The sequence below is a fragment of the Roseibium sp. QJM3NY_11 genome (genome assembly GCF_056173175.1).
The window spans coordinates 5,681,876-5,708,310 of record NZ_CM149660.1; the positions used below are offsets into that span (position 1 = coordinate 5,681,876).

28 protein-coding genes and 1 other RNA gene are annotated in these 26,435 nt (G+C 62.8%); 13 read left to right on the forward strand and 16 right to left on the reverse strand.

The genetic code is table 11. The features are described 5' to 3' along the window. Positions 1 to 16 precede the first annotated feature (16 nt). Genes AC0VX3_RS25990 through AC0VX3_RS26000 form a run of 3 tightly spaced genes read left to right on the forward strand, consistent with a single transcriptional unit; the run spans position 17 to position 2,029 of the window. Complete coding sequence (locus AC0VX3_RS25990; RefSeq protein ID WP_475522933.1) at positions 17 to 268, forward strand: 2Fe-2S iron-sulfur cluster-binding protein; 252 nt, start codon at positions 17 to 19, stop codon at positions 266 to 268. Then, positions 261 to 1,667 (forward strand): FAD/NAD(P)-dependent oxidoreductase, encoded by a 1,407-nt coding sequence (locus AC0VX3_RS25995; RefSeq protein ID WP_475522934.1) that lies wholly within the window; start codon positions 261 to 263, stop codon positions 1,665 to 1,667. The genes AC0VX3_RS25990 and AC0VX3_RS25995 overlap by 8 nt, the downstream gene beginning before the upstream one ends. Continuing rightward, positions 1,664 to 2,029: a RidA family protein gene (locus tag AC0VX3_RS26000; RefSeq protein WP_342891608.1), complete on the forward strand. Its 366-nt coding sequence runs from the start codon at positions 1,664 to 1,666 to the stop codon at positions 2,027 to 2,029. Before AC0VX3_RS25995 ends, AC0VX3_RS26000 begins: the two co-directional genes overlap by 4 nt. A gap of 184 nt (positions 2,030 to 2,213) precedes the next feature. Here AC0VX3_RS26000 and AC0VX3_RS26005 read toward each other — a convergent pair whose 3' ends face one another. Both AC0VX3_RS26005 and AC0VX3_RS26010 read right to left on the reverse strand, forming a co-directional pair. Then, a complete protein-coding gene (locus AC0VX3_RS26005) occupies positions 2,214 to 2,996 on the reverse strand; it encodes a DUF7662 domain-containing protein (protein ID WP_475522935.1) in 783 nt (260 codons plus the stop codon). A 74-nt stretch (positions 2,997 to 3,070) separates the two neighbouring features. Then, complete coding sequence (locus AC0VX3_RS26010) at positions 3,071 to 3,595, reverse strand: protease inhibitor Inh/omp19 family protein (RefSeq protein ID WP_475522936.1); 525 nt, start codon at positions 3,593 to 3,595, stop codon at positions 3,071 to 3,073. 591 nt (positions 3,596 to 4,186) lie between these two features. On the opposite strand from AC0VX3_RS26010, the gene AC0VX3_RS26015 reads away from it, so the two are divergent. The 3 genes from AC0VX3_RS26015 (at position 4,187) to recQ (ending at position 7,648) form a co-directional block, all read left to right on the forward strand. Next, positions 4,187 to 4,564 carry an MAPEG family protein gene (locus tag AC0VX3_RS26015; protein ID WP_475522937.1) on the forward strand — a complete coding sequence of 126 codons (378 nt, stop codon included), beginning with the start codon at positions 4,187 to 4,189 and terminating at the stop codon, positions 4,562 to 4,564. Positions 4,565 to 4,680: 116 nt separating this feature from the next. Further along, complete coding sequence (locus AC0VX3_RS26020; RefSeq protein WP_475522938.1) at positions 4,681 to 5,574, forward strand: GNAT family N-acetyltransferase; 894 nt, start codon at positions 4,681 to 4,683, stop codon at positions 5,572 to 5,574. 184 nt (positions 5,575 to 5,758) lie between these two features. Next, entirely contained in the window at positions 5,759 to 7,648 is a 1,890-nt protein-coding gene (gene recQ / locus AC0VX3_RS26025) for a DNA helicase RecQ (RefSeq protein ID WP_475522939.1), read from the forward strand. A 78-nt stretch (positions 7,649 to 7,726) separates the two neighbouring features. Here the strand turns inward: recQ and AC0VX3_RS26030 are convergent, their stop codons facing one another. Both AC0VX3_RS26030 and msrA read right to left on the reverse strand, forming a co-directional pair. Further along, positions 7,727 to 8,248: a hypothetical protein gene (locus AC0VX3_RS26030; RefSeq protein WP_475522940.1), complete on the reverse strand. Its 522-nt coding sequence runs from the start codon at positions 8,246 to 8,248 to the stop codon at positions 7,727 to 7,729. 143 nt (positions 8,249 to 8,391) lie between these two features. Further along, positions 8,392 to 9,036 carry a peptide-methionine (S)-S-oxide reductase MsrA gene (gene msrA / locus AC0VX3_RS26035; RefSeq protein ID WP_475522941.1) on the reverse strand — a complete coding sequence of 215 codons (645 nt, stop codon included), beginning with the start codon at positions 9,034 to 9,036 and terminating at the stop codon, positions 8,392 to 8,394. Positions 9,037 to 9,303: 267 nt separating this feature from the next. Here msrA and AC0VX3_RS26040 point away from each other — a divergent pair, with 267 nt between their 5' ends. Both AC0VX3_RS26040 and AC0VX3_RS26045 read left to right on the forward strand, forming a co-directional pair. After that, positions 9,304 to 10,497 (forward strand): Rossmann-fold NAD(P)-binding domain-containing protein, encoded by a 1,194-nt coding sequence (locus tag AC0VX3_RS26040; RefSeq protein WP_475522942.1) that lies wholly within the window; start codon positions 9,304 to 9,306, stop codon positions 10,495 to 10,497. Further along, entirely contained in the window at positions 10,470 to 11,279 is an 810-nt protein-coding gene (locus AC0VX3_RS26045; RefSeq protein WP_475522943.1) for a class I SAM-dependent methyltransferase, read from the forward strand. The genes AC0VX3_RS26040 and AC0VX3_RS26045 overlap by 28 nt, the downstream gene beginning before the upstream one ends. 289 nt (positions 11,280 to 11,568) lie before the next feature. Here the strand turns inward: AC0VX3_RS26045 and AC0VX3_RS26050 are convergent, their stop codons facing one another. From AC0VX3_RS26050 to AC0VX3_RS26095, 10 genes are all read right to left on the reverse strand, one after another. After that, entirely contained in the window at positions 11,569 to 12,351 is a 783-nt protein-coding gene (locus AC0VX3_RS26050) for a succinate dehydrogenase iron-sulfur subunit (protein ID WP_475522944.1), read from the reverse strand. Positions 12,352 to 12,415: 64 nt separating this feature from the next. Then, a complete protein-coding gene (locus AC0VX3_RS26055; protein WP_475522945.1) occupies positions 12,416 to 13,261 on the reverse strand; it encodes an FkbM family methyltransferase in 846 nt (281 codons plus the stop codon). A 12-nt stretch (positions 13,262 to 13,273) separates the two neighbouring features. Next, complete coding sequence (sdhA, locus tag AC0VX3_RS26060) at positions 13,274 to 15,100, reverse strand: succinate dehydrogenase flavoprotein subunit (protein WP_475522946.1); 1,827 nt, start codon at positions 15,098 to 15,100, stop codon at positions 13,274 to 13,276. Between the two features lie 5 nt (positions 15,101 to 15,105). After that, entirely contained in the window at positions 15,106 to 15,489 is a 384-nt protein-coding gene (sdhD, locus tag AC0VX3_RS26065) for a succinate dehydrogenase, hydrophobic membrane anchor protein (protein ID WP_342891622.1), read from the reverse strand. Between the two features lie 10 nt (positions 15,490 to 15,499). Next, complete coding sequence (sdhC, locus tag AC0VX3_RS26070) at positions 15,500 to 15,898, reverse strand: succinate dehydrogenase, cytochrome b556 subunit (RefSeq protein ID WP_342891623.1); 399 nt, start codon at positions 15,896 to 15,898, stop codon at positions 15,500 to 15,502. Positions 15,899 to 16,260: 362 nt separating this feature from the next. Next, positions 16,261 to 17,205, reverse strand: coding sequence for a glutaminase (locus AC0VX3_RS26075; RefSeq protein ID WP_475522947.1), 945 nt, complete (start codon positions 17,203 to 17,205; stop codon positions 16,261 to 16,263). A 121-nt stretch (positions 17,206 to 17,326) separates the two neighbouring features. Beyond that, positions 17,327 to 18,022, reverse strand: coding sequence for a sulfate transporter family protein (locus AC0VX3_RS26080; RefSeq protein ID WP_475522948.1), 696 nt, complete (start codon positions 18,020 to 18,022; stop codon positions 17,327 to 17,329). A 101-nt stretch (positions 18,023 to 18,123) separates the two neighbouring features. Further along, a complete protein-coding gene (recR, locus tag AC0VX3_RS26085) occupies positions 18,124 to 18,732 on the reverse strand; it encodes a recombination mediator RecR (protein WP_475522949.1) in 609 nt (202 codons plus the stop codon). A 218-nt stretch (positions 18,733 to 18,950) separates the two neighbouring features. Continuing rightward, entirely contained in the window at positions 18,951 to 19,271 is a 321-nt protein-coding gene (locus tag AC0VX3_RS26090; protein WP_342891627.1) for a YbaB/EbfC family nucleoid-associated protein, read from the reverse strand. 89 nt (positions 19,272 to 19,360) lie between these two features. Further along, positions 19,361 to 21,322 carry a DNA polymerase III subunit gamma/tau gene (locus AC0VX3_RS26095; RefSeq protein ID WP_475522950.1) on the reverse strand — a complete coding sequence of 654 codons (1,962 nt, stop codon included), beginning with the start codon at positions 21,320 to 21,322 and terminating at the stop codon, positions 19,361 to 19,363. A 320-nt stretch (positions 21,323 to 21,642) separates the two neighbouring features. Between AC0VX3_RS26095 and AC0VX3_RS26100 the strand changes: the two genes are divergently transcribed. Continuing rightward, entirely contained in the window at positions 21,643 to 21,912 is a 270-nt protein-coding gene (locus tag AC0VX3_RS26100; RefSeq protein ID WP_475522951.1) for a hypothetical protein, read from the forward strand. A gap of 74 nt (positions 21,913 to 21,986) precedes the next feature. Here AC0VX3_RS26100 and ffs read toward each other — a convergent pair. Continuing rightward, an RNA gene (gene ffs / locus AC0VX3_RS26105) (signal recognition particle sRNA small type) lies at positions 21,987 to 22,084 on the reverse strand. A 91-nt stretch (positions 22,085 to 22,175) separates the two neighbouring features. After that, positions 22,176 to 22,808, reverse strand: coding sequence for a LysE family translocator (locus tag AC0VX3_RS26110; protein WP_475522952.1), 633 nt, complete (start codon positions 22,806 to 22,808; stop codon positions 22,176 to 22,178). 147 nt (positions 22,809 to 22,955) lie between these two features. Here AC0VX3_RS26110 and AC0VX3_RS26115 point away from each other — a divergent pair, with 147 nt between their 5' ends. From AC0VX3_RS26115 to AC0VX3_RS26130, 4 genes are all read left to right on the forward strand, one after another. Next, positions 22,956 to 23,381: an HIT domain-containing protein gene (locus tag AC0VX3_RS26115; RefSeq protein WP_475522953.1), complete on the forward strand. Its 426-nt coding sequence runs from the start codon at positions 22,956 to 22,958 to the stop codon at positions 23,379 to 23,381. Between the two features lie 153 nt (positions 23,382 to 23,534). Next, on the forward strand, positions 23,535 to 24,488 hold the full coding sequence (nudC, locus tag AC0VX3_RS26120) for an NAD(+) diphosphatase (RefSeq protein ID WP_475522954.1): 954 nt from the start codon (positions 23,535 to 23,537) through the stop codon (positions 24,486 to 24,488). Further along, a complete protein-coding gene (locus AC0VX3_RS26125; RefSeq protein WP_475522955.1) occupies positions 24,485 to 25,063 on the forward strand; it encodes a histidine phosphatase family protein in 579 nt (192 codons plus the stop codon). The genes nudC and AC0VX3_RS26125 overlap by 4 nt, the downstream gene beginning before the upstream one ends. Positions 25,064 to 25,128: 65 nt before the next feature. Beyond that, complete coding sequence (locus AC0VX3_RS26130) at positions 25,129 to 26,343, forward strand: lytic murein transglycosylase (protein ID WP_475522956.1); 1,215 nt, start codon at positions 25,129 to 25,131, stop codon at positions 26,341 to 26,343. The last annotated feature ends 92 nt before the right edge of the window (positions 26,344 to 26,435 follow it).

Consider the following 26,435-nt stretch of genomic DNA (forward strand, 5'->3'; position numbering starts at 1 on the left):
CGAACAAACCGTACGCGTGAATTTCGCCGGAACCGATCTTCAGCTTTGCAAGGGTGAAAACCTTGCCGCGGAACTGCTCGCGGCAGGAGCAGGGCCCTTCCGCTACACGCCGGTGTCCGGCGCACCCCGCAATCCCTATTGCATGATGGGTGCCTGTTTCGACTGTCTGGTGGAGATCGACGGCATCGTCCGACAGGCCTGCATGGTGGAAGTGTGCGAAGACATGCGCGTCTCGAGGCCTGCTGCCCCGGAGGTCGAACATGACTGAAACGGATCTCGTGGTCGTCGGCGCGGGCCCGGCTGGAATGTCCGCAGCCCATACAGCTGCCGACGCGGGGCTTTCCGTCCTGCTTCTGGACGAGCAGAACCGTGCAGGGGGTCAGATCTACCGCGATGTGGAGCGTGCCGCGACAGCGCGCAGCGCCGTCCTCGGAACTGATTTCAGCAAGGGTCTCGACCTTGTCCGTTCACTTCGGCACCCTAAAATAACTCATGTTGCGGGCGCCGTCGTCTGGCAAATCGAACGCGATGCCCGTGTCGCCTACACGGTTCAGGGCGAGGCATCCGTCGTCACCGCAAAGTGCCTGCTGATCGCCACTGGCGCCCTGGAACGGCCCATGCCAATACCCGGCTGGACCCTGCCCGGTGCAATGACCGCGGGTGCTGCACAGATCCTTATCAAACAATCCGGCATGCTTATCGAAAACGCGGTCCTCGCCGGTTGCGGGCCGCTGCTTTACCTCGTCGCCGCGCAGATGTGCCGGGCCGGCACACCGCCTCTGGCCCTGGTGGAAACCGGATCGACCGCAAATATTTTTTCCGCCTTCCTTAACCATGGCCTGGGAGCCGTACTCGGCTGGCGCCAGCTAGCAAGGGGTCTTGACCTGTTGAAGGAGCTTCGCTCATCGGCAGTGAAGCGTTTTACCGGTGCCTCGGCGCTTGCGATCGTGGGGGACGAACATGTCGAGGCGATCCGTTTCAAAGCTCGCGGACGGCAACACCAAATGGACTGCTCCACGGTACTGCTGCATCACGGCGTCGTTCCCAATACGCAGGCAGCCCTGTCTCTAGGCGTTCCTCACCATTGGAACGAACTGCAGCGCGCGTTCATTCCCGAAAGAGACGAATGGGGCCGCACCCCGCTCCCGGGCATCTTCATAGCCGGCGATGGCGCCGGTATCGGCGGTGCCGAAGCGGCAACCATGGCCGGCCGGATTGCTGCACTGGCGATCGCTGGCGAGATTGGCGCAATTACACAAGCGGAACGCGACGCGGCTGCGCTACCCTTGCACCGCGGCTTGCGGAGGGAACTGGCTGCGCGTCCCTTCGTAGACCGGGCCTATCCCCCATATGCCAACGCCCTGACCCCGGCGGACGACACCATTGTCTGCCGCTGCGAGGAAGTCACGGCCGGCGACATAAGAAGATATGCAAAACTGGGCTGCCGCGGCCCGAACCAGACCAAGGCGTTTGGACGGCCGGGAATGGGTCCTTGTCAGGGGCGCTCCTGCGGGCTGACAGTAACCGAACTGCTCGCCGAGGCCAACGGGCGAACGCCTCGAGACACCGGCTATTTCCGCGTCCGCGCACCTGTTAAACCGGTCACCCTCGGCGAACTCGCTGCGTTGGCCGGACAGCATGAACATGACAAGGAAACTTCCCAATGATCGAGCGCCTCGAAACCGGCACCCGCATGAGCAAAATAGTAAAACACAACGGCGTTGCTTACCTTTGCGGTCAGGTCGGCGATGGCGAGTCTGTCGCGGAGCAGACCAGAGAATGCCTGTCGCGGATCGACGCGCTGTTGCAAAAGGCCGGATCGTCTCGCAACGGCATCCTGCAGGCCATCGTCTGGCTGGCTGATATGTCGGATTTCGACGAGATGAATTCGGTCTGGGATGCGTGGGTCCCGGAAGGAAACGCCCCCGCCAGAGCCTGTGGTGAAGCGCGGCTGGCACGTGCCGAGCTCAAAGTGGAGATCATCATCACGGCCGCTTATGCCGAGCCCGACAAATCAGCAGACATTTGAAAACCATTGGAGGCTCCCGGTCAGCAGGAAAGAGCAAGTCACCGGGGAAACCGATAACACCGGCTGTATAAAATCGCGGAAAAGGCCGAACACCCGCAGCCGGTGGGGGAAACTGCGGGTGCCAGGCACGGAGCACGGAGCTGCCGTGCGGGAGGGTGCTGAGGATTGACCGGACCCGTTCCTGCTAGCGCAGCAGCAGGGTCGCCTTGCGGCCGCTTTGCACTTCCTGCAGGTAAAGCAGTTGCGCCACGAGATAACATTCCGACTGATCGTCAAGGTTGGCCTTTCGGCCCCTGCCGTCCGTGAGCAGCCATGCGTTTCCGAACTTGACCAGGTCACATTCGGTCGGCGCCGACAAGTCGAAACCGTCTGTCTGATAAAGCTCACGGCCGATCTGACTGTCGGTATCGTTGTCCAGGTCTCTCAGTGCCATGCGCAGGCTGCGGTAGGCCTTGTGCACGGACAAGGTGGCCACGATCACGGTGACGACCCCGTCACCGTTCAAAGTGGCCAGGCGAAGCACGCCGCCGCCCCGGGGGATGCCGGCGTTTGAACAGGGCGTGCGCAGAACGTCCCCGAGTGTCGTCCATTCGGAGCGCAAGGTCACGGTCGCCGGCTGGCGCAGTGCCGCCATCTCCTTGGACAGCCGCTTTTCCGCTGCTTTCTGGGGGTTTTTCGCCGGACGGTCGGTGCGGCTCGACATTCCTGCCGCGGTCCCGCCAATGCGCAGACGGCGGAACACGATGACATCGCGCATCAGATCCGTGCGCTCCACGCGCCAGCCCGCATCGAGCCAGGCATTCTGGTGAACCAGGCTGCCGCCGGAATTCGCCCACCAAGTCCGGTGTTCCCGGGCGCTTTTGGGAAGAGATGAACCAATGATCTCTTCTACCTGATTGAGCTTGGCAGCCCAGACAACGTCCTCGAGACGTGCCAGATGTTCCCGCAATGGTTCATATTTCGACATTTACACAGCCTTTCCGGTTGCTGTGCAAATATACACCTATAACGCGAACTGTCCAGCAAAAATGCGGAGGGCCGTTAACGGTAGAGGGAAATGGGAGCGCCCGCCGACGTTTGCCCGTTGAACTGTCCGGAAGCGCTGGAGTAAAGCTGTGCCACGATCAGGCCGGAGCCATCCTTGAGCACCACCTGATTGCCATTCAGGTCCCACGCGGCAATTCCCGACAGGGCCTGGCTGGCACAACCTCTGGTATTGGCCCGGTAGCCGCCCGACCAGGTCGTCAGGGTCATGAATGCCATGCAGTTGTCGCCGCCGGACGAGACCTTCCAGCCGCCCAGCAGATCCGTGCGGCCAACGTCCTTGGCATCGGTGGGGGCTGTCACGGGATTGTTCGCGAGATCGGCGGGCTGCGCCGCCGGATCGTCGAGGGCCGTTCCCCCGGGCGCACCGGGATCCAGAGGAGCCAGCGTGCCGGATCCGACCGGTGTGGTCGGCGTCGCGGGCAGTGGCGCGGCATAGTTCCGCCCCCCTGACAACCGCTGGCACCCCGCAGCCAGGACCACCAGTCCGACAACCAATATGAATTTTCCAGCGCGCATCATGACGAATCAGTCCCTCAACTTCGTCCCAGTATGGCAGCATCTCTTAGCCCACAATTTGGCGAAAATCCAAATAGCTGCAACCGGACCGCCTTTCGACGGCCCGGGCAATCGCCCACAACACGGGTTCCGCAACGGCCTGCGGCGGTCCGACAAGGGCGTCGTCCGCGTTGGCGATCTGCCTGAAACAAGCACCACAGGCGCCGAAACCCTCGGGAAACAGCCCGTTCCGGCGCAGCGCCACCCTGACCGGAAGATGTCGCCTTCCATCGGGACGGCTGTGCGAAAATCGCCAGTTTCGTCAGGCAGATGCCTCTCTCCGGAAGCTGCGCATTCAGCATCAAGAAAATGTCAACCGGCCGGGGAGCAAGGCCGGAGATATCGACGCCGGACGCGGAAGGCAGCCTGCGCGCATGCCGATCGAGTGCCATGGCCGGGGCGCGGCAGCCACCCCCGTATGGCTGCAACGGCCCTCTCCATGACAAAATGGCGCCCTTTCGGAAAATCATGAGGATATCGCCGCCGGGCCTGATAGAACGGCGGCGCAAGACCGCAGTCCTTCCCAGGCCTGCCCCACGCAAAAAGGAAGCCTCAATGCCAATCGCCCTCTGGTGCGTCCTCGTCGCCGCGATCCTGCCGATGCTCTCGGCTTTGCCTGCAAAACTCGACAAGGCGTATGACAACGCGAAGCCCCGGGATCCGGACTTTTGGCGCGACGGCTTCCGCGCGCGTGCCCAGGGGGCACAGGCCAACGGCTTCGAGGCCTTTCCCTTTTTCGCAGCCGCGGTGTTCGTGGCCCTGAACCAGGGAGCCGATCCGGGCTGGGTCGACCGGCTGGCGGTCTTGTTCATTCTGCTCAGGCTGATTTACGTTGCCTGCTACTGGGCCGACCGGGCCTCGCCGCGCTCTATCGCCTGGGGAGCTTCCCTGCTGACAACAGTCGCGCTGTTCACCAGCCCCGTGTGGGGGTAAGCTGGCTTCCTGCGGCGTCTTGCTCCAGAAAGGTTCAACGAATATTTGCACCAAGCGGCTGATTTCGTTAACGATGCACGAAAGTATCGCGAGTTACCCAAGGGCAGAGGTGAAGTGTGCGGACGACTGATCAGACGACAGACACCCTGCCGGCGCGCCCGCAGGCGGCGCCTCAGAAGCTTCCCTCGGACCAGCATATCGTCGACACACTCATCAATGAACGGGGCAAACTGGTGATGGCCAGCCCGTGGTGGCCGTTCATCAAGCCCTTTGCCCACAAGATCCTGCGCTACAAGTCCGCGGTCAACATGGCCGACACGATCGCGCCCATGGAAGCACTGGACGTGTTCGCCCATCTGAGCGAGCTGCTCACGCTGAATGTCACCACGCTGGGCCTGGACCGGGTGCCGGCCGAAGGCCCGGTGGTGCTTGTCTCCAATCACCCCACAGGCATCGCCGACGGCATCGTGCTCTACGACGCCATCAAGTCGCGGCGGGACGATCTGGCCATCTTCGCCAACCGGGATGCAATCCGCATCAATCCGCGCCTTGCCGAGATGATCATCCCGGTGGAGTGGCGGGCGGACTTCAAGAGCCGGCAGAAGTCCAAGGAGACACTGAAACTGGCCTCGACCGCCTTTACCAACGAGCGTGTGGTGGTGCTGTTTCCCTCTGGCCGGCTCGCGCACTGGCACGGTGGAAAGCTCACCGAACGGCCCTGGATGAGTTCGGCCCTGGCGCTTGCACGCAAGAACAAGGCACCGATCATTCCGATGCACATGGGCGGCCGGAACTCGGGACTGTTCTATTTCCTCGCGCGCGTCTCCACCGAACTGCGCGACATGACGGTTTTCAACGAACTGCTCAACAAGAAAGACGCCAGGTTCAATGTCCATTTCGGCAAGCCGATCCGGCCGGAGAAGCTTTCGGGCGACCTGAGCGAACTGACGGAACTTATGCGCGTTCATTGCGCCGAGACCCTGGCAACGGATCCCGACGCGGAATTCTAGGGTCCAAAGAGCTCAAGAGAGCCGTGACCATCTTCAGGTCAGTGCAGGAGGATGGGCCAAGAGGATGTGCAAAAGGATGGCTGGGCGGCCCGGCGCCGTGTCATCCACAGGCCCGGATCCGCGCCGATTGCCCTTGTGCCCCGAATAAGACATGGTGCGGGAAACTCAAAGGATCCGTCTGGTCATGTCTGTTTCGCCCGCGTTCTCCGCGGATGACGCCCGTCCACCTCAGCCCGCTGCCGCTCCGCTTGTCCGTGCGGAGCCAAAGCCGCTTGCGGTGCTGGAGAAGGTGTTCGGCTACAGCAGCTTCCGGGGCAAGCAGCAGGCCGTCATCGAAACGCTGGTCGGTGGCGGCGACGCCGTCGTGCTGTTTCCGACCGGTGCCGGCAAGTCGCTGTGCTACCAGATCCCCGCGCTTTGCCGCCGGGGCGTCGGCATCGTCGTCTCTCCGCTGATCGCACTGATGAAGGACCAGGTCGGTGCGCTGCGGGCCGCCGGCGTCAACGCGGCGGCGCTGAATTCGACACTTTCGCAGCCCGAACAGTCGGACCTGCTCGACGCCGTGCGCGCGGGAACCGTCGACCTGCTCTATGTGACGCCGGAGCGTCTCGCCAACGAGGGATTCCGGCGGTTTCTCGACACGCTCGAAATCGCCCTGTTCGCCATCGATGAGGCCCACTGCGTCAGTCAGTGGGGTCACGATTTCCGTCCGGAATACCTGGCGCTGTCGTGTCTGCGGGACCGTTATCCCGGCGTGCCGCGCGTCGCGCTGACCGCCACCGCCGATCCGCATACCCAGAAGGACATTCTGGCGCGGCTGCAGCTCGAGGACGCGGAAGTCTTTTCCACCAGCTTCGACCGTCCGAACATCCGCTACGAAATCGTCGAACGCACCAACCAGCGCCAGCAGCTTCTGGATTTCCTGAAGAAACACGAAGGCGAGAGCGGCATCGTCTATTGCCTTTCGCGGGCGAAGGTCGAGGACATTGCCGACTGGCTGAGTTCCAAGGGGATCAGGGCCCTGCCCTATCACGCCCGCCTGCCGGCCGAACAGCGCGCCGCCAACCAGGACGCGTTTCTTCTGGAAGAAGGGCTTTGCCTGGTCGCAACGGTGGCCTTCGGCATGGGTATCGACAAGCCTGACGTGCGTTATGTCGCCCACCTGGACCTGCCGTCCTCCGTCGAGGCCTACTATCAGGAAACCGGACGTGCGGGACGGGACGGCGCGCCTTCGGAGGCCTTCATGGCCTATGGCATGGCGGATCTGGTTCAAAGACGCCGCATGATCGCCGAGGGCGATGCGCCCGACGAGGTCAAGCGGGCGGAAAACGCCAAGCTGAACGCGCTTCTGGGCATCTGCGAAACCGTCGGCTGCCGCCGCCAGGCCCTGCTGGCCCATTTCGGCGAAACCTATCCGGAACCTTGCGGCAACTGCGACACCTGCCTCTCGCCGGTCGAGACCTGGGATGGAACGGAAGCCGCCCAGAAGCTGATGTCGGCCATCTACCGGACCGGCCAGCGGTTCGGCACCGGCCATGTCATCGATGTCCTGCTCGGCAAGAGCAACGAGAAGACGGCCCGCTTCGGCCATGACAGCCTGTCTGTCTTCGGCATCGGCCAGGACGTGCCGCTAAAGACCTGGCAATCCATTGCGCGGCAACTGGTGGCGGCCGGGTTCATCGACGTTGACCACGCCCAGTTCGGCGCCCTGGTCCTGACCGAAAAAGCGCGGGGTATCCTGCGCGGCGAGGAAAAGCTGGCCTTGCGCAAGGACCGCAGCGCCGCCGGACTGAAGAAGACGCGCGCCTCGCGAACGGCGTCGATCGCAGACGAACTCGATCACGAGGACAAGCTCCTGTTCGAGCGTCTGCGCCGCCTCAGAACCCAGATCGCCCGGGACCAGAACGTGCCGCCCTATGTGGTGTTTCCGGATGCAACGCTGGCCGGCATCGCCGCCGCGCGGCCGGTCAGCGCCGACGCGCTGCTCGCGGTCTCCGGCATCGGCCAGTCGAAGCTGGACAAATACGGTGAAGCGTTCATGGAGCTGGTCGAGGCCTTCGAAGCGGGGGTTTGATACACGGATTTATCTGGGTAGTTCTTCCGGGGGCCGGCGACCGGTTCCAGAGCGTGTCAGGTCAGCTCCCGAGCGTCCTCAGGCTTCGGCCTGGAGGCACAACTGGTAGACATCGGCAAGGTCGGCGAGCGCCGCCTCGTCCGGCCGGGACAGAAACTCCTCGATGATTTCACCCAGAGCCACATGCATCTGTCTGTGCTGGCGCAGGCGCCGGTAGGACGACCCAAGCTTGTAGATCTGATCGATCTCCTCACGGGAAAAGAGATCGAGGCCGGCGATCCCGAGAACGACCCCAAGGTCCGCGTTGGTCCGGCGGCTGAGCTTGTGGGCCACGAGGAAGCCGAACAGACCCGTCACGAACCTGTTTTCGAAAGACAGCTTGGCGAAGTCGCGGCCGGCCGTGACGAGAACAAGTTTCATGATCGCGACGGTCGCCGCGGCGGCGAATTCCGTCGGTGTGTTGGTGTCGTTTATCTCAAGACCGGCGGCATCGAGCAGGCCGGTCATGGTTTTCCGGAGGCGGTCCTCCGTCTCAACAGCCCTCAGTTCAGAAATGAATTCCGGCTCCGTGTGGATACGACTGGCAAACAAATTCAGCATGGTACCGGCCTCATGAATCTTGAGCCCCATCAGAATGTAGTGCAAATGTTACCCTGCGGCAAACACGAGCAAAATATCCCGGTCCTGCGGATCAATTCAGTGATGCGGAACACATTTGGGTTCCTTGTCCGTGCCGCGCGTGCCTATAACCCCGCTTTCGGCAATCCCTTGTAGGCCTCCTCGCCCCATACTGCCTCGACACGGGCGTCCCGGCCGCAGCCCTTGCGATAGCCCTTGTAGGCCTCGGCCCGGGTGACGTAGCCGAACCGCGTGAGCGTGCGCGCCGAACTCTTGTAATAGTCCTGGTGGTAGTCTTCCGCGGGCCAGAACACGGCACTGCCCTCGACCGGCGTGACCACCTTGCCGCCGAGGGTCTTGTCCGCCTTCGCGATTTCCGCCTCGGCCTGCCGTGTCTGGGCGGCGTCCAGGGGATAGATCGCGGTCGAATAGGAAAATCCGCGGTCGCAGAACTGGCCGCCGGCATCGGTCACATCGACGGTTCTCAGGAAAATGCCGACCAGATCGCCATAGCTGATCCTGCTCTCGTCGAAATCGACCTTCACCACTTCACGGTGGCCACCACGCTCATAGGACTTGTAGGTCGGATTGTCGGTCGTTCCGCCGGCATATCCGGCGACGACTTCGTTGACGCCGGGCAGCGCTTCAAGATCCGATTCCACACACCAGAAACAGCCGCCTGCCAGAATGGCGGTCTCGGCCTTGAGAGAGGAGACCTGGACAGTGGCAGCGACAGCCACGGCCAGAGAGAGCGGCAGAAGGTGTGTCATGATCAATTCTCCATCGGTTGCCGCAAGACATAGCGCATCAGGCAGCCTCTGCAATTCAACTCGGATGCGGCCGATTGCACAAGGCCGTGAGCAATTCGTGACAGGCCGGCCAGCCGGCACCTGCATTTCCGGGGAAAACGCATCCGTTCCGGCCCTGGCCGGGCGGTGCCGCATTGCCTTGCCTTTTTCCAGTTTTAATTGACGGGTCGGGCTTGTGCGCAGCCGTTGCCCGGTGCCAGAATGCCTAAGCCCTTGGGATTTATAACAATGCATCCATTAATTGACATGGCTCTCCAGGCGACGCCCGCCTATGCACGCCGTGCCGAATTTCTCCCTGCTCTGGTGAGCCGGCTGGACCTTGCGGAAAGCGAGGCGCACCGCTACCTGCTGGTGGCCCATCTCTTCGATGACACCAGGCGCATGGTGGACGCGCTTGAGGGCGTCATGGACTTCGATGCGATCATCGGGATTCCCTATTCGTCGGGCAGCGACGCGACACGCACCAAGTGGCAGGCGGCTTACGGCGACAAGGTGCATTGCCCCAAGTCGGAAGACGACTTTCGCAAGGTGCTGACAACCGTTCTGAAGACGTGCTTCCTCGCCTGCCGGAACAGCGGCCAGAAACTTGTCATTCAGGAAGTCGGCGGCTACGTCGTGGAATTGCTGCACGAGGATTTCGCGGACGATCTCCATCTGGTCGAGGGCGTCGTGGAGATCACCAAGCAGGGCGTCTGGCGGGCCAATCAGACCAGGCTGCGCGTCCCGGTTCTCCATTGCGCGGACAGCGAATTGAAACGCCTCGAAGCCGCGCGCTGCGGCGAGACCATCGCCCGGTGCCTGGACGGGCTCATGCGGGATCTCGGCAACAGTCTTGCCGGACGCCACGCGACCGTTTTCGGTGCGGGCTGGATCGGTTTTGGCGTGGCCAAGGCGCTCAGACGGCTGGATGTGATCGCTTCGCTCGTCGACCCCGACCCGCTGAAGATCGCCGAAGCCCGCCTGGCGGGCTTTCCCGCGACCATGACGCCGGACGACCTGGACCGCTGCGACCTCGTGGTCGGCGCGAGCGGACGGCTCTCGGTCACGGCGGACGTGCTGCGGCAATTACGTCATGGCTGCATTGTGGCGAGCGCAAGCTCGCGCCGGATCGAGATCGACGTCGCTCATCTCGAAACCGTGCCCTCTCATGATATTCATCCGTCGATCCGGGCCTTTCAATTCGCGGGCGCCCCTGTCGGAAAAGACCGCCAGATCTGCCTGGTGAACAACGGCTACCCGGCAAATTTCATTCCCGGATCCGGCAGTGTGGCCGACGAAATCGTCGAGCTGATCCTCGGCGAGTTGATCGTGCTGATGTCGGACCTGACAACATACACCTACGAACCCGGTATTCATCGCCTGGACCCGGAAGGAGAAGCCGCGTGCACCAAACTATGGATCGAGCAAAGAGACGCGATGTAACCGACCCGGCACCCGAGGTTGCGGTACATTCCGAGTATCTGGTCAAGAAGCTGGCCAACGCCCAGCGCAATCTTTACGGCACGGTGAAATTCGATGTCGTGTCGCGCGAAATACGCAAATGGTCAAGCGATCTCGACCGCAAGCCGCGCATTCTCGACATTGGCTGCTCGACTTCGATTTCCAAAGAGTATCTCGCCGATACCGGCCTGGAATTCAACTATTGCGGCGCCGACTACGAAGCCGCGTTCGAACCGGATATCGTGCTGGACGCGACGCGCCTCACCGAGCACCGCGACGAGCTGCCCTGGCGTCCGGACGTGATCACGCTGCTGGATGTGCTCGAACATCTGCCCGGCAAGGGGCCGGCGATCGAATCCGTTATGCGCCAGTGCGGCGAGGTGGTCGCGCCGGGCGGCCTGGTCCTGGCTGTCGTGCCCCAGCTCTACCGGCTGGACCGGCTCAAGCTGAAGCACCTGCACTATCCGGAACACCAGGTGCGCATGACCTTGCGCGAATGGTCGGACATCATCGAACAGGCGGTGACGATCGAAGCGGTGATCGGGATCGGCTATCTGTCGATCCTGCCGTACCTGCCGATGCTGAGCCCCTGGTACGAAGAGACCAACCGCCACGGCAAGCTGTTCCATCACCTGCGCGGCAAGACCTTCGAATGGGGACCGCTGAAGCCGGTGGAGACAACCCTTACCCGCGGCCTCGGCCGCCTGCCGGGTTTCCGCGGCTGGTGCAACAGCTCGCTGCTGGTGTGCCGGGCGAAGGGGTAAAACGGCTTCAGCTTGTTGACGAACTCCCGGTTGGTCCTTCCGGACAAGTGCCGCGACGCTGCGCGCTGATCCGGAACCTGGCGCATCAGCGCGAGCGAAGGCGAGCACCGGAGCAATTCAAACATCTGAAATCATTATTAAAGACGCGCCTGCGGCGCGACGTGAACGCTGGTTTCCGGCTCTGGCCATGCAACTGCGCTGCAGACCGGCCGGAATGACTCACGTGAGTTTGTCAGCAAGCTGAGGCCGCCCCGGGGGACGGCCTTTTTCTTTTCCACGGCGCTACCGGTCAGACCCGGCGTTCGACCATCATCTTCTTGATCTCGGCGATCGCCTTGGCCGGATTGAGGCCTTTCGGGCAGGCCTGGGAGCAGTTCATGATGGTGTGGCAGCGGTAGAGGCGGAACGGATCTTCCAGATCGTCCAGGCGCTCGCCGGTGGCCTCGTCACGGCTGTCGATCAGCCAGCGGTAGGCCTGCAGCAGCACGGCCGGGCCGAGATAGCGATCGCCGTTCCACCAGTAGGACGGGCAGGACGTCGAACAGCAGGCACACAGGATGCACTCGTAAAGGCCGTCCAGCTTGACCCGGTCCTCATGGGACTGGCGCCATTCTTTTTCGGGGGCCGGCGACACGGTCTTCAACCACGGCTCGATCGAGCGATGCTGGGCATAGAAGCGGGTCAGGTCCGGCACCAGATCCTTGACCACCGGCATATGCGGTAGCGGATAGATCTTGACGACTTCGCCGGCGATCTCGTCCGTGCCCTTGGTGCAGGCCAGGGTGTTGGTTCCGTCGATGTTCATCGCGCAGGAGCCGCAGATGCCCTCCCGGCAGGACCGGCGGAAGGTCAGGGTCGGGTCGACCTTGTTCTTGATGTAGATGAGACCGTCCAGGACCATCGGCCCGCAGTCGTCCACATCGACGTAATAAGTGTCCACCCGCGGGTTGCGGCCATCGTCCGGGTTCCAGCGGTAGATGCGGTATTCGCGCAGGCTGGTCGCCCCCTCGGGCTTGTCCCAGACCTTGCCTTCCGTCACCGTGGAGTTCCGGGGAAGCGTCAGCTGAACCATTTTGTTACTGCTCCGCGTTTGAGGCCCATGTTCGCGTCCGGGCCCGTTGGTCTCGTGGCTTGGCTTAGGCTGAAAGCTCGAAGACCATGTTGTCATTCGTCCGGCCGACCGTCCCGTAGCCGCGGTTTGCAAGCTCCGCGATGCAATCCTCGGTCCAGTAGGGCCGGCAATTTGTTTCCAGAAGGATCACGCGGGGCCAGAGGCTCCTGTCCGCGTGCCTGAGAAAGGGAAGCACCACCCGGTCCTCGAACCCTTCCACATCCACTTTCAGAACATCGATCGCACTCAGGCCGTATTCGTCCGCGATGGCCGTGAGCGGGCGGACCTTCACGAAGGTCGCAGTCCAGTCGCCTTCCCATTCGCCCGTGGTCAGGTCCTTGACGAACGTGGCAAAGCCGCAATTGCTGGGCTCCTGCCACAGCGGCAGCGTGTCCTCGCGCGGGCCGACCGCCGAATTGACGATCCTGACCGTGTCCAGTTCGTTGGCCTCGACGTTGAAGCTCAGCTTGCGCGCCGTCTGCGGGTTGGCCTCGATGGCCAGCACGGCCGCGCCGCACCTGGCCGCAAACACCGAATAGGAGCCGATATTGGCGCCGACATCGACGAAGACCTTGCCGTCTCCCAGATAAGGCGCGATCAGCCGGTGCTCCTCGCGTTCCGGCAGGCGCCCCTTGGCCAGGATCTTGCGGTCGTCATAGTTCTCACCCGGATAGATCCGGAACCTGAGACCCTCGGCCTCCAGGTCATAAGGGCCCTTGAAGACCCTTGCGACCAGCCCGCGGATCCGCTTGCGCAGGCCGCGCGAGAGATCGTGCCGGTCGGCCAGCCGCCACGCAGCCCGGACCAGCCGTTCGGCAGGATAGGTGCCGAACGGGCTTCTGGTATCGGGAAGGGTTGCCGCCTGGCTCACCGGGGCCACTCCTTAGTAGACGCGCGCCTTGGGCGCGATCTTCTTCGGGTCGATGCCGCCTTCTTCCAGCGTCGTCAGCGGATCGGTGACAACCGGACGGTAGTCCAGTTTCACCTCGCCGGCCTCATTGACCCAGGACAGCGTGTGCTTGCGCCAGTTGACATCGTCGCGGCCGGATAACGGACCGTCCTTGAAGTCCTCGCGGGCATGGGCGCCCCGGCTTTCCTTGCGGGCTTCCGCGCCATAGACGGTGGTGATGGCGTTGGCCATCAGGTTTTCCAGCTCCAGCGTTTCCACCAGATCGGAATTCCAGATCAGCGACCGGTCGGAGACCTTCACGTCCTGCAATTCGCCCCAGATTTCGGTCAGGCGCTTGCAGCCCTGTTCCAGGCTTTCCTGGGTGCGGAACACGGCGGCGTCTTCCTGCATGGCGTGTTGCATCTTGTCGCGCAGATCGGCCGTCGGTGTGGACCCGTCCGCGTTGCGCAGGCGGTCGAAGCGATCCATGATCTTCTCGCACGAGGCTTCGTTCGGCGTCGGCACAGGAGCTTTCGGATCGACGACCTCGGCGGCCTTTATCGCCGCGGCACGGCCGAAGACCACAAGATCGATCAGGGAGTTGGAGCCGAGCCGATTGGCACCATGCACGGAGGCGCAACCAGCTTCGCCGACCGCCATCAGGCCTTCCTGAATGCGGTCCGGGTTGTTGGCGTCCGCGTTCAGCACCTGACCCCAGTAGTTGGTCGGAATGCCGCCCATGTTGTAGTGGACCGTCGGCAGAACCGGGATCGGATCCTTGGTGACATCCACGCCGGCGAAGATACGGGCGCTTTCGGAAATGCCCGGCAGACGCTCGGCCAGCAGCGCCGGATCGAGGTGATCCAGATGCAGGAAGATGTGGTCCTTGTTCTTGCCGACACCGCGGCCTTCGCGAATTTCCATGGTCATGCAGCGCGAGACAACGTCGCGGGAGGCAAGGTCCTTCGCGGAGGGCGCATAGCGCTCCATGAAGCGTTCCCCCTCGGAGTTGACCAGATAACCGCCTTCGCCGCGCGCGCCTTCGGTGATCAGGCAGCCCGAGCCGTAGATGCCGGTCGGGTGAAACTGGACGAATTCCATGTCCTGGAGCGGCAGGCCCGCACGCGCCACCATGCCGCCGCCGTCGCCGGTGCAGGTGTGGGCGGAGGTTGCCGAGAAAAAGGACCGGCCGTAGCCGCCGGTCGCGAGCACGACCATCTTGGCCGAGAAGCGGTGGATGGTGCCGTCGTCGAGGTTCCAGGCGATCACGCCCTGGCAGACGCCGTCCTCGGACATGATCAGGTCGAGCGCGAAATACTCGATGTAGAATTCGGCATTGTGGCGCAGGGACTGGCCATAAAGCGTGTGCAGGATGGCATGACCGGTCCGGTCCGCCGCAGCGCAGGTGCGCTGCACGGGGGGGCCGTCGCCGTAGTTCTGCATGTGACCGCCGAACGGACGCTGGTAGATCTTGCCGTCCTCGGTGCGCGAGAACGGTACGCCGTAATGTTCCAGCTCGTAGACGGCTTTCGGAGCCTCGCGGGCAAGGTATTCCATGGCATCGGTATCGCCGAGCCAGTCGGAGCCCTTGACCGTGTCGTACATGTGCCATTCCCAGCAGTCCGGCGTCATGTTCTTCAGGGAGGCCGCGATGCCGCCCTGTGCCGCCACCGTGTGGGAGCGCGTCGGGAACACCTTGGTGATGCAGGCCGTCCTGAGACCCTGCTCGGCCATGCCGAGGGTCGCGCGCAGGCCCGCGCCACCGGCGCCGACAACGACCACGTCATAGGTGTGGTCGACAAATTCGTAGGTATTGGCCATCCGGGTCAGCCTCCAAAGCCAATCTTGAGAACTGCGAAGATGCAGCCGAAACCGATAAAAACGCAGAAGAAGGTGTTCGCCATCAGCATGAGAAACTTGATGCCGTCACCGTGCACGTAGTCCTCGATGATCACCTGCATGCCGAGCTTCATGTGGAAGACACCGGACAGGATCACCAGAAGCAGGACGATCGAAACGAGCGGGTTCCTGAGGGTCGCGATCAGTTCCGCGTGGGTCGATCCCTGCATCGCGATCACCATGATCACGAAGAAGGAGATTAGGAACACGTTGGCGACAGCGGTCAGGCGCTGTTTCCAGAAGTGATCGGTGCCTTCCTTGGCCGAGCCAAGGCCGCGAACCTTGTTGAGGGGGGTGCGCATATCCGTCATGACGCTCTCCTTAGCGAACCGCGTAGCCGATGACCCACAGGATCAGCGTCAACGAAACGGAACCGATGATGGTGGCCTTGGAGAGCCACATGCGGGCCTGCTCGCCGAAACCGGCGCCCATGTCCCAGATGAAGTGGCGCAGGCCGCCGAGCATGTGATGCACCAGTGCCCAGGTGAAGCCGAACAGGATCAGGCGGCCGATGATCGAGCCGTAGATGCCGTTGACAAAATCGAAGTAGGACGGGCCGGCGGCGGCTGCAATGAGCCACCACGCGAGCAGGATGGTGCCAAAGTAAAGTGCTGCACCGGTAATGCGGTGCAGGATCGACATGACCATCGTCAGAATGGGTTTGTAGATCTGAAGATGGGGCGACAGCGGGCGGTTGCCCCGCAGATCGGCGTTCGACATGGAATTCCTCTCCCGTACGACGCTTGATCACCGGCAAGTCCAATCGGGAGCGATTGACCAGCAAGTGATCGATAGTAATCAGGTGGCGCCTTCCGACCACGGCCACCCGGCCGCGGAAAGACACCAGAAGCGATATCAGCAAAAGAAGCCTGGTCCGGGCTCCCGGCGGTTTCCACCGCAAGGCACATTACCCTCAAACCTGACTTTCTTGGCTCACTTCGCTTAACTTTACGTTTACGCAAACGTAAGCAAATCAAAGCGTTGTCCAAAGGGGTTCTAGCGCCATCACCTGCAAACGTCAAAATATCCTACAGGCCAAATTGCCCCGAAACCACTTTTGAATCGTTTAAATGTACCGAGTCTTACGAAGGGGCGTGACAAATTGCACCACCCGCATGCGGCACGCCGAAGACGGACCATCCCGTTCGGTGCGCAAAGAGTTCCATGGCCTCGGTGCCAAGCTTCGAGTTGCCGTAGCGGTTGAGCCCCGGGGACCATACGGCAATGGCCGCCCGCCCGGGAGAAATCACGAGAATGCCGCCACCGACACCGCTCTTGCCCGGCATGCCCACGCGAAAGGCGAAGTCGCCTGACCCGTCGTAATGGCCGCAGGTCATCATGAGCGCGTTGATTCGCCGGCGCCGCTCGATCGAGACCAGCGCGGGCATGGCCGGCGCATCCACCAGAAAGCGGCCGGCCAGAGCAAGCTGACGGCAATTCATTTCGACGGCGCACTGATGGCAATAGGTTCCCAGCACCTTGTCGACATCCGAGCGCATGTTGTCGTGAGAGGCCAGGTAATGAGCCAGCGAAAAATTCCGGTGGCCGGTCGCGAACTCCGACGTGGCGACCTGCTCGTTCATGTGGATGCCTTCGTCATCGGCCGCCGCACGGATGAACCGCAGCAATTCGCCCAGCGCCTCTCGCGGGCTGGACCCGGACAGGTAGGTGTCCGTCGTCACCAGCGCGCCGGCATTGATGAAGGGATTGCGCGGAATGCCGTTCTCGCGTTCCAGCAGAAGGATCGAATCGAATGACAGGCCGGACGGCTCGCGCCCGACCCGCCGCCAGATCTGGTCGCCGACGCGGCCGAGCGCCAGGGCCAGCGCGAACACTTTCGAGACCGACTGAATCGAAAAGGGCGTTTCCGCAGCGCCTGCCGTGAACAGACCTCCATCCGCCGTGGCCACGGCAATGCCGAACTGGTCCGGGTCGATGCCGGCCAGCTCCGGAATATAGGTTGCGACCTTGCCCTTGTCGGAGTTTGCGGCCGCGGCCGCGGCGATGTCCGTCAGCAGATCCTGCATGCGCCTCTCCATTCGGGAGAGCTATGCAGAAAGTTGCGCGGAAAAGCCAGCCCTTGGAGATTTGATGCGCCATCCCGGCCGGGAGCCGGGAGCCAATCGAAGCCGAGAAAAAGGTCCCGGCTCAAGGCCGGGGCGGCGACGAATACGGGGCGACCTCCTGCCGCGCGGCCAGATGCTTGTAGAGATGCAGCATGAAGATGGTTGCGAAGATCGGTGTGACCAGGTTCAGGATCGGCACGGCCAGCAGACCGGCAATGACCAGGCCGGCGACAAAGACCGTGCCGCCGCGAGCCTTGCGGAACGCCTTTGCCTCGGCGGGCGGCATGAAGCGCATGGCGGCGAATTCGAAGAATTCCCGACCGAGCAGATAGCCGTTGACCAGGAAGAACGCCACCAGATTGACGCCCGGCACGAGCAGCAGCAGAAGCGCGAACAGGTTGCCGAGAATGACGATACCGGTGAACTTGAGGGTCTGGCCGACAGACTGTGCGAACGGCAGCGCCCTGCCCGGACTGTCACCCGGATAGTCTTTCTGGTCGACGATGTCGGCGATGTCGTCCTGGAACAGACCCGCGAACAGCGCGGAAATCGGCGCGATCAGGAACCCGAGGGCAAAAACGGCGCCGATCCCGGTCAGAACCGACAGCGCCGTTTCCATCCAGCCATAGGGCAGCTCGACAAAATTCGCCACAAGACCCTGGAGGGCAATCCAGATCACCAGCAGAACGCCAAGCGTGAAACCGAGCATTTTCCAGAAAATCGCCCGGAACTCCGGCTCGAAAACCTCGGACATGGCACGGGAAGCGGCTTGGAACATGGGACCCCTTGGGAACAGATACGGACGGAATTCAGATAGGAAAGGAAGACCTGAGGCACAAGGACCCGGTCGCATGAATGAAATCCCACGGCACCGGATCGCTAGAACCGTGTCCGGGCCTTGAGCGCCTGTGCGAGCGTGCCTTCGTCCAGATAGTCGAGTTCCCCCCCGACCGGCACACCATGGGCCAGTCTGGTGACGCTGACGTCCAGATGCGAGAGCTGATCCATGATGTAGTGAGCCGTTGTCTGGCCCTCGACGGTTGCGCTGATCGCCAGAATGACTTCACGGAAGCCCTCCACGCCGCAGCGGTTGATCAGCGAGGCAAGATTGAGGTCTTCCGGGCCGATGCCGTCGAGGGGCGACAGCGATCCACCCAGAACATGGTAGCGGGCATTGACCGCGCCGGCCCGTTCCAGCGCCCACAGATCCGCGACATCCTCGACCACCACCAGCACATCCTGCTCGCGCCGGGGATCAGAACAGATTGTGCAGGGATCGGAGGTGTCGACCGTGCCGCAGGTGGAGCAGATGCCGATTTCCGCGACCGCGACGCCCATGGCATCCGCGAGCGGCACCAGCAACTGGTCCTTCTTCTTGATGAGATGCAGGGCGGCGCGGCGGGCGGAGCGCGGCCCGAGGCCCGGCAGCTTGGCCAGAAGCTGGATCAGCCGCTCGATTTCCGGACCCGCCACATTTTTCTGCGCCATCTATCCTGTCTCTCGTACCACCCTTGCGTGCCAGACCAGGGTCTGTGCGCTCACCGGGCCAGAAGTTCGACCTCTCCGACAAAGAGGGGGTGCCGCATGCCCGGGACAGGCTCGCCACGTGCGTCAATGCCTCCCCCTCGGGAGAAGGCAGGCTCAAAGGCCGGAGGAGGGGTTTGGCGCCTGCCACTGCCGCAGGCGTCCCCTTCCCGAAGGGCGCGTCAGAACGGCAGTTTCATGCCTTCGGGCAGGCCGAGACCGCCCATGAGTTCCTGGGTCTTTTCCTGGATCGCCTGCTCGACCTTGGCGCGGGCCTCGGTGTGGGCGGCGACAATCAGGTCCTCGACGATCTCCTTTTCGTCCTCTTTCAGGAGAGACGGATCGATCGACAGGCTCTTCATGTCGCCCTTGCCGTTCAGCTTCAGGGAGACCATGCCGCCGGCGGCGGAGCCCTCGACCTCGATTTCGACCATCTGGTCCTGCAGGGAGCCCATCTGCTCCTGCATTTGCTTGGCCTGTTTCATCATCTTGAGGAAATCCATGGAAATACTCCTTCCAGCATCTCATGCGCAGCAGTCTGCGGCGCGCTTACCTGTCCGTGGCCTGCATGTAAAAGAACACGGCGCCGCGATCAATCCTCTTCATCGTCGCCGAGGGCTTCGTTCAAAAGCGGATCGCTGACCATGGGATCCGCGAGAGCCGCGTCATCCTCTTGCGAGACCTGGACCTTCACGTCGACGACCTTGGCACCGGGAAATGCAGACAGGAGCGCGGCCACGGTCGGATGAGACCTGGCGTCGGAGAGAAGCTGCTGCTGGTTGGCTTCCTGCTCTTCATGGATGGTCGGCCGTCCCTGGGTGCGCGAGACCACAACAAACCAGCGTTGTCCCGTCCATTCGGTGAGCTTGCGTCCGAACTCGCCAGCAATGTCGGGCGGCGCATCCTCGGTCGGCTGAATCTCGATCTTGCCGGGCTCGAACTTGACCAGCCGCATCTGGCGCTGGATTGCCACCTTCATCGGCACGTCACGCTTTTCGGAAGCGAGCGCGACGCAGTCATGCAGGTTTTTCAGGTTGAAGGCCGGTTCCGGCTGGATGTCCGGCTGCGGTTCCGGCTGCCGCACGGGCACAGGGGTGGCACCGGCGCTCGGCAAGCCCCCCTGAATGGTGGACAATTGCGGCCTGGCGCTCGCCTGCATGGCCGGGCCGTTGCCGGAACTTGCCGGCCCGCCTCCCATACCGACGGCAATGGCCTGGGCTCCGCCGCCACCCGAAGGGCTCCCGCCGCCACCGGAAGGCGCGGCGCCGGCAAAAGGATTCTGCCCGTTGCGGATCTGCGCCACCAGATCGCCCGGATCCGGCAGGTCGGCGGCATAGGCCAGGCGCACCAGAACCATGTCGGCGGCGGCCAGCGGTTTTGAGGCCGCCTGCACTTCCTGAACGCCCTTCAACAGGATCTGCCAGGCGCGGGACAGCAGACGGATGGAAATGCCGTCGGCGAATTCGCGGCCCCGGCCGCGCTCGGCTTCCGTCACGGACGCCTCGTCCGCCGATTTCGGCGCGACCTTCATGCGGGTGACCAGATGGGTGAAATCGGCGAGATCCGTCAGCACGATCGCCGGGTCCGCACCGACCTCGTACTGCGCCTGCAGTTCGCCGAGGGCCTCCTCGATCCTGCCGGCCATGACATGGCCGAACAGGTCTATCACCCGGGCGCGGTCGGCAAGACCCAGCATCTGGCGCAGGTCGTCGGCCTCGATGGCGCCGCCACCATGGGCCATGGCCTGATCAAGCAGGGACAACGAATCGCGCGCCGAGCCCTCGCCGGCCCGCGCGATCAGCATGAGCGCCTCGTCGGAGATCCGGATATTCTCCGCATCCGAGATCCGGCGCAGAAGTCCGGTCAGCTTGGACTGGTCGATCCGGCGCAGGTCGAAACGCTGGCAGCGGGACAGCACCGTGATCGGAACCTTGCGGATTTCCGTGGTCGCGAAGATGAATTTCACATGTTCCGGCGGCTCTTCCAGGGTCTTCAACAGGCCGTTGAACGCCGCGTTGGACAGCATGTGGACTTCATCGATGATGTAGACTTTGTAGCGCGCCGTCGCCGGGCGGTAGCGGGCCGCGTCGATGATCTCGCGGATATCTCCAATGCCGGTGTGGGAGGCGGCGTCCATCTCGATGACGTTGACATGGCGGCCTTCCATGATCGCCTTGCAGTGCGTGCCTTCCTCGGCCAGTTTCACCGTCGGCCTGTCGGCGACGCCGGGAACCTCGTAATTGAGGCCGCGGGCGAGAATACGGGCCGTGGTCGTCTTGCCGACGCCGCGCACACCGGTCAGCATCCAGGCCTGGGCGATCCGGCCGGTGTCGAATGCGTTTTCCAGGGTCTGGACCATCGGTTCCTGACCAACCAGATCCTCAAAGGTCTTCGGCCGGTACTTGCGCGCCAGCACACGGTAGGCACTGTCGCCGGCTGCTTCCGGAGCACCGGGCGCACCGGAAGCATCAGGCGCAGATGTGCCCGTGGTCCTGCCGTGAGCCGGCCCGGCGGCGTCTGCTGCGCCCTGGTCGGGAAATCCTGTCTCGTTCATGAGCCGCACCATACCGGTTTTTTCACGAAGTGGGACTGGCTTTTGAAAGTTTTTGTGGGGACGAGCCACGGCTTTTCACCGAAAGTCTCCGGTGATTTCAGCGCCTTGTCGCGGGCAACTTTTTTAATTGCTGGCCGTTCTCCTCCCGAACGCCTATCTTGCCCGTTCGTTCGCTTCGGGGAACACCACAGGTTCTGTGATTCCCGCGAGCCGCCCCATCTCACGGAGATACCGTCATAACCAGAAAATCAAGTCTTGCGAACGACATGTTCAGCCTGTGGTTTCACGCGCCGATGGTCATCGCAAAACGGTGCGAATCCATGGCCACTTCCGCTTTGGCGGGCGAAGCACACGACGCGACCGAGATGAACCGCATGGTGTTTGAAAAGGCCGAGGCCTCCATCGAAAGCGCCCTTGCCATCAACAGCGCCATGGCGCTCCAGGGACTGGATTTTTTCAAAACCATGAGCGTTGGGGGACGGCCGGACTTTTCAAGCCGGCACGGCGAGGCCCTGGCGGCCGCCGCCTTGAAGCCCTACGCCAAACGGGTGCGCTCGAACCAGCGCCGCCTGACCGGCGGCAAGTCCTGACAACAAAAAAGCACCGCGGAAAACCGACGGTGCTTTTTGAATTAGCCCGAGGCCGGACCTGAGGCTGAAACAGGGTGGGAGGCTGGCACGGCGACCCGTGCCGAGGCTCGTTAGGGCTGCTTCCTTCCGGATCTGACCCGGTTGGCGAGTGGCTCGTCCACCACCAACCTCCCGAGCGCCTTATATCAGATGCCCCCTGGGGTTTGGCAAGAGGCGGAGACGCTTTATTTGTTCGCCGGAAAACCGGCGGCCGTTTCGGGGATTCACGGCTGCAGGGACGCCAGTTTCACGCCGAACCCCATGAACACCAGACCGGTGACACCTTTCAACCAGCGCTGGAAGGTCGGTTTGCGCGCCGCCTGCCCGACCCTTGCCAGCATCAGGATAATCGCGGAAAACCACAGGGCGTTGATGAGGGAATGTAGCGCGACAAGCGACATCGCTGCTGAAATCGCGCCCTCGCCCGCCGGGATGAATTGCGGGAATGCGGCCAGGTAGAACATGGACACTTTCGGATTGAGCGCATTGGTCAGAAAACCTTCGCCATAGGTTTTCGCCAGCGTGCGCTTGCGCCGTGCCGGCGCCACGGCGAGCGTCCGCCCACCCGTGGTGAAGGCTTCGCGCAAGGCTTTCAGTCCGATCCAGAACAGATAAGCGGCGCCGAGCATCTTGACCACCAGAAACGCCTCCGCGGAATGAACCAGAATCACGGAAATCCCCAGGATCGACAGGCTCCCGTGAAGGAAGAAGGCCGTCGTGAACCCTGCTATACCGGCAAAGGCCGCCGCCTTGCCGGACGTTGGAACCGTCTTGGCGATGAGAACACCATTCGGTCCCGGCGACATGACCAGCAGACTTACAACAAGGGCGAAACTCAGGATTGTTTCGAATGACATGGCAGAGTTTCCGGGATTGTGAAGCGAACTTGTCCGGAACCCGGCAAAACCGGTTCCCCTCCAGCTCACTCTAGCCATAAGGTGGGCGAATGCAATTCGGGCGCGACAGGTGTCCGGCACACCGACACCAAAATTCTGGATCGCAAAATGACATTCTTCAATCTTAATCCCCGACTGGAAGGCGACAGTTATTTCATCGCCGATCTGCCGCTCTGCGCCGTCCGCCTCATGAAGGACGCCAACTATCCATGGCTACTGCTGGTCCCGCGCAAGATCGACATGGTGGAGCTCATCGATCTTGAGGAAGACGACCAGTTGCAGCTGATGCGCGAAATCGCGCAGGCAAGCCGCGCCCTGCGCGCGGTCACCGATGCCGAGAAGCTGAACGTCGGCGCCCTCGGCAACCAGGTGTCCCAATTGCATGTCCATGTCATCGCCCGGTTCCGCGACGACATCGCCTGGCCGGGCCCTGTCTGGGGCGTCGCCCCGCCCCTGCATTACGATCCGGAAAAGGCGGAAACGTTGATCGAACAGCTCAGGGACATGCTGTCATCCGACGCCGACGCGGCTTGACAGGAACCGGTCTGTTTCACGAAGGCACGCCCCGTCACGCCCGCATATGGCATGCTGAGCACGGCGGTGTGGACAGCAGCCGGGTCCGTACCCTAGTCTCGGCCGAACCACCATCCAGAGCGTCCCCCGGGCCCCTCCTCTCAAGGACAGAACATGCAAGTCACCGCTGCCGGTCTCCAGCCGATAGAGATGAGTTTTCTCGGCAACACGCTCGACAGGAGATCGACCCGGCGCGGCGACAAGGCCTATCTGGCGGCTCTTCTGCGCAAGGCGGATACGGAAATCGTACTGTCCACGGCGCGCACGCTGGTGTTCGCGGACGGAACGCCCCTGAGGCTGGGACACGATCTCGATACTGCCATCGCGCTTGACGCCGATCCGAAGGAAATGGTTTTTCTGGGACTGCGGGCCGGAACCGGCGCGGCCGTGTTCGCCACAACGCTGCCGCAGGAGGACGAGGACCTGTCCGAACGCGGCGGCCTTCAACTGATCGACTTGCGCACGCTGGCGCTGCAGAATGCCCTGCCGCCCGAGGACATGGGCGCGCTTGCCCAGGCCCGGGCGATGATCCACTGGCACCGCACCCACCGCCACTGCTCCCGCTGCGGTGAACGCACCGTGATGGCGGAAGCCGGATACCGGCGGGACTGCCCCTCCTGCGAGGGCCAGCATTTCCCGCGCACGGATCCTTGCGTGATCATGCTGATCACGGATGCCACCGGCGAGCGGGCCTTGCTCGGGCGGCCCGCACGGCTGCCGGAGGGCATATACACGACGCTGGCCGGTTTCATGGAGCCCGGCGAAACTATCGAGCAGGCGGTCCGGCGCGAAACGCTCGAGGAATCGGGTATCGCGGTCGGCGAAGTCCGGCTTGTCTCCAACCAGCCGTGGCCGTTTCCGGCCAACCTGATGCTGGGATGCACGGGCGTCGCGACGTTGTCCGACATCGAAATCGAGGACGACGAACTGGAGGCCTGCAAATGGTGCGACCGGGACGAGGTCAGGCAGATGATCGCCGGAACCCACCCGGAAAACCACATGATTCCGCCGTCGATTTCCATCGCCTACAGTCTGATAATGGGCTGGCTGGAGCAAGACCGCGGATGAGCTGGTGCGTCTACCTGACCCACCCGGAAGTCAGGATCGATCCGGAGGTGCCTGTGCCCGACTGGGGCCTGTCACAGACGGGCCGGGAACGGGCGGCCCTCGCGCCCGCCCTTGCCTTTGCACCGGACATCCGTCAGGTGATTTCCAGCGGCGAGGCCAAGGCGATCGAGACCGCGCAGGTCTTTGCCGGCCGGCGCAGCGTCTTTCACAGGGTTCTGCATTTCCTCCACGAGAACGACCGCAGTGCGACGGGCTTTCTGCCGCCGGACGAATTTGAGGCAACCGCCGACGCTTTTTTCGCAACGCCGGACAGATCCGTTCGCGGCTGGGAGCGGGCGCTCGATGCGCAGAGCCGGATCGTCACCGGGATCAAGAGCGCGCTGCGCCATGTCCCCGACACCGATCCCGTGCTCTTTACCGGGCATGGCGGCGTCGGCACGCTGCTGATGTGCCACCTGATGGGCGCGCCTGTCTCACGAGCGCACGACCAGACGCGCGGCGGCAGCTGGTTCCGGTTCGACAAGGCCTGGCTGAGCAACCAGACCGGCCGCAATTTGGCTTGGACAGAGCTGTGATCGCGGTCGGTCCGGGCAGGAGATCATGTTAGGTTGAGACCGGTCGTCTGAACTGGGAGCCCACCGTGATCCGCCGCTTGCCGAGCCTTCTTATCTCAACACTCGCCGCCGTGATGGTGTTTCATCTTCCGGCACAGGCCGGGAAATACGATGCCCAGTTCCGGCAGTTCCTGAACTCCGAGATAGCGCCGGCCGCACGAAAGGCCGGAATTTCCCAGGCAACGCTCGACCGGGAACTCAACGGGCTCAGCCCGGACACGTCCCTGCCCGGCCTCGTTGGTCCAGGCGGCAAGGGCGCACCGCCGAAGATCAACTTTCAGGCGGAGTTCAAGTCACCGGCGCGTTATTTTCGCGACAGCCAGTTCAACGCACTGGTGCCGCGCGGACGCAACCTGATGAAGAAACATGCCGGAACGATCCGCAGAATCGAAGCGCAATACGGTGTGCCCGGACGCATCATCCTGGCCATCTGGGCGCGCGAGAGCGGCTATGGCGGCGCGAAGATCCCGCATGATGCGCTCAGGGTTGTCGCAACGCAGGCGTTCATGGGTCAACGCCCGGATTTCTTCAAGGGCGAGGTGATTGCCGCGCTGAAAATCCTGCAGAACGGTGACGTTTCCCGGCGGGCGATGAAAAGCTCCTGGGGCGGCGCGATGGGGCAGCCGCAATTCCTGCCGTCCTCCTATCTCAAATATGCCGTTGATTTTGACGGCGACGGCAAACGCAACATCTGGACCTCCGACGTTGACACCATGGCCTCAATCGCGCATTACCTGTCCGAGCACGGCTGGGCCAGGGATCGGGACTGGGGGTACGAGGTTCACCTGCCGGACAGCGTGTCCTGCACGCGCGAGGGACCGGACAATCGCCAGAAGATCTCTGATTTCGTGCGTGAAGGCGTCACGCGCGTCAGTGGCAAACCGTTTCCGGCGCATGAATTGAACCGGCCGGGCAACATTCTCCTGCCCGGCGGCCGCTACGGCCCGGCCTTCATCGCCACGGAAAATTTCTACGTGATCAAGGACTACAACGAGAGTGACACCTATGCGCTCTTCGTCGGCCATCTGGCCGACCGCTACGGCAGCAACAAGGCCTTCGTCGGCACATGGAAGCCGATGAAGGAAACCACCCGCGGCGCGGTGCGCAACCTGCAACAGCGCCTGGAAGGCCTCGGTCATGATGTCGGTGGCGCCGACGGACTGATCGGCTTCAAGACCCGCCGGTCCATCGGCAAGGATCAGGAAAAGAACGGCTTTTTCGCGACCTGCTGGGTGGGGTGACGCGACATATGGTACCGGCAGGGAGACCGGCCATTGCATAATGGCTCGTGCTGCGGAAGAGTAAGGGTCTTCTCGTAATTCCTTCCACCGGT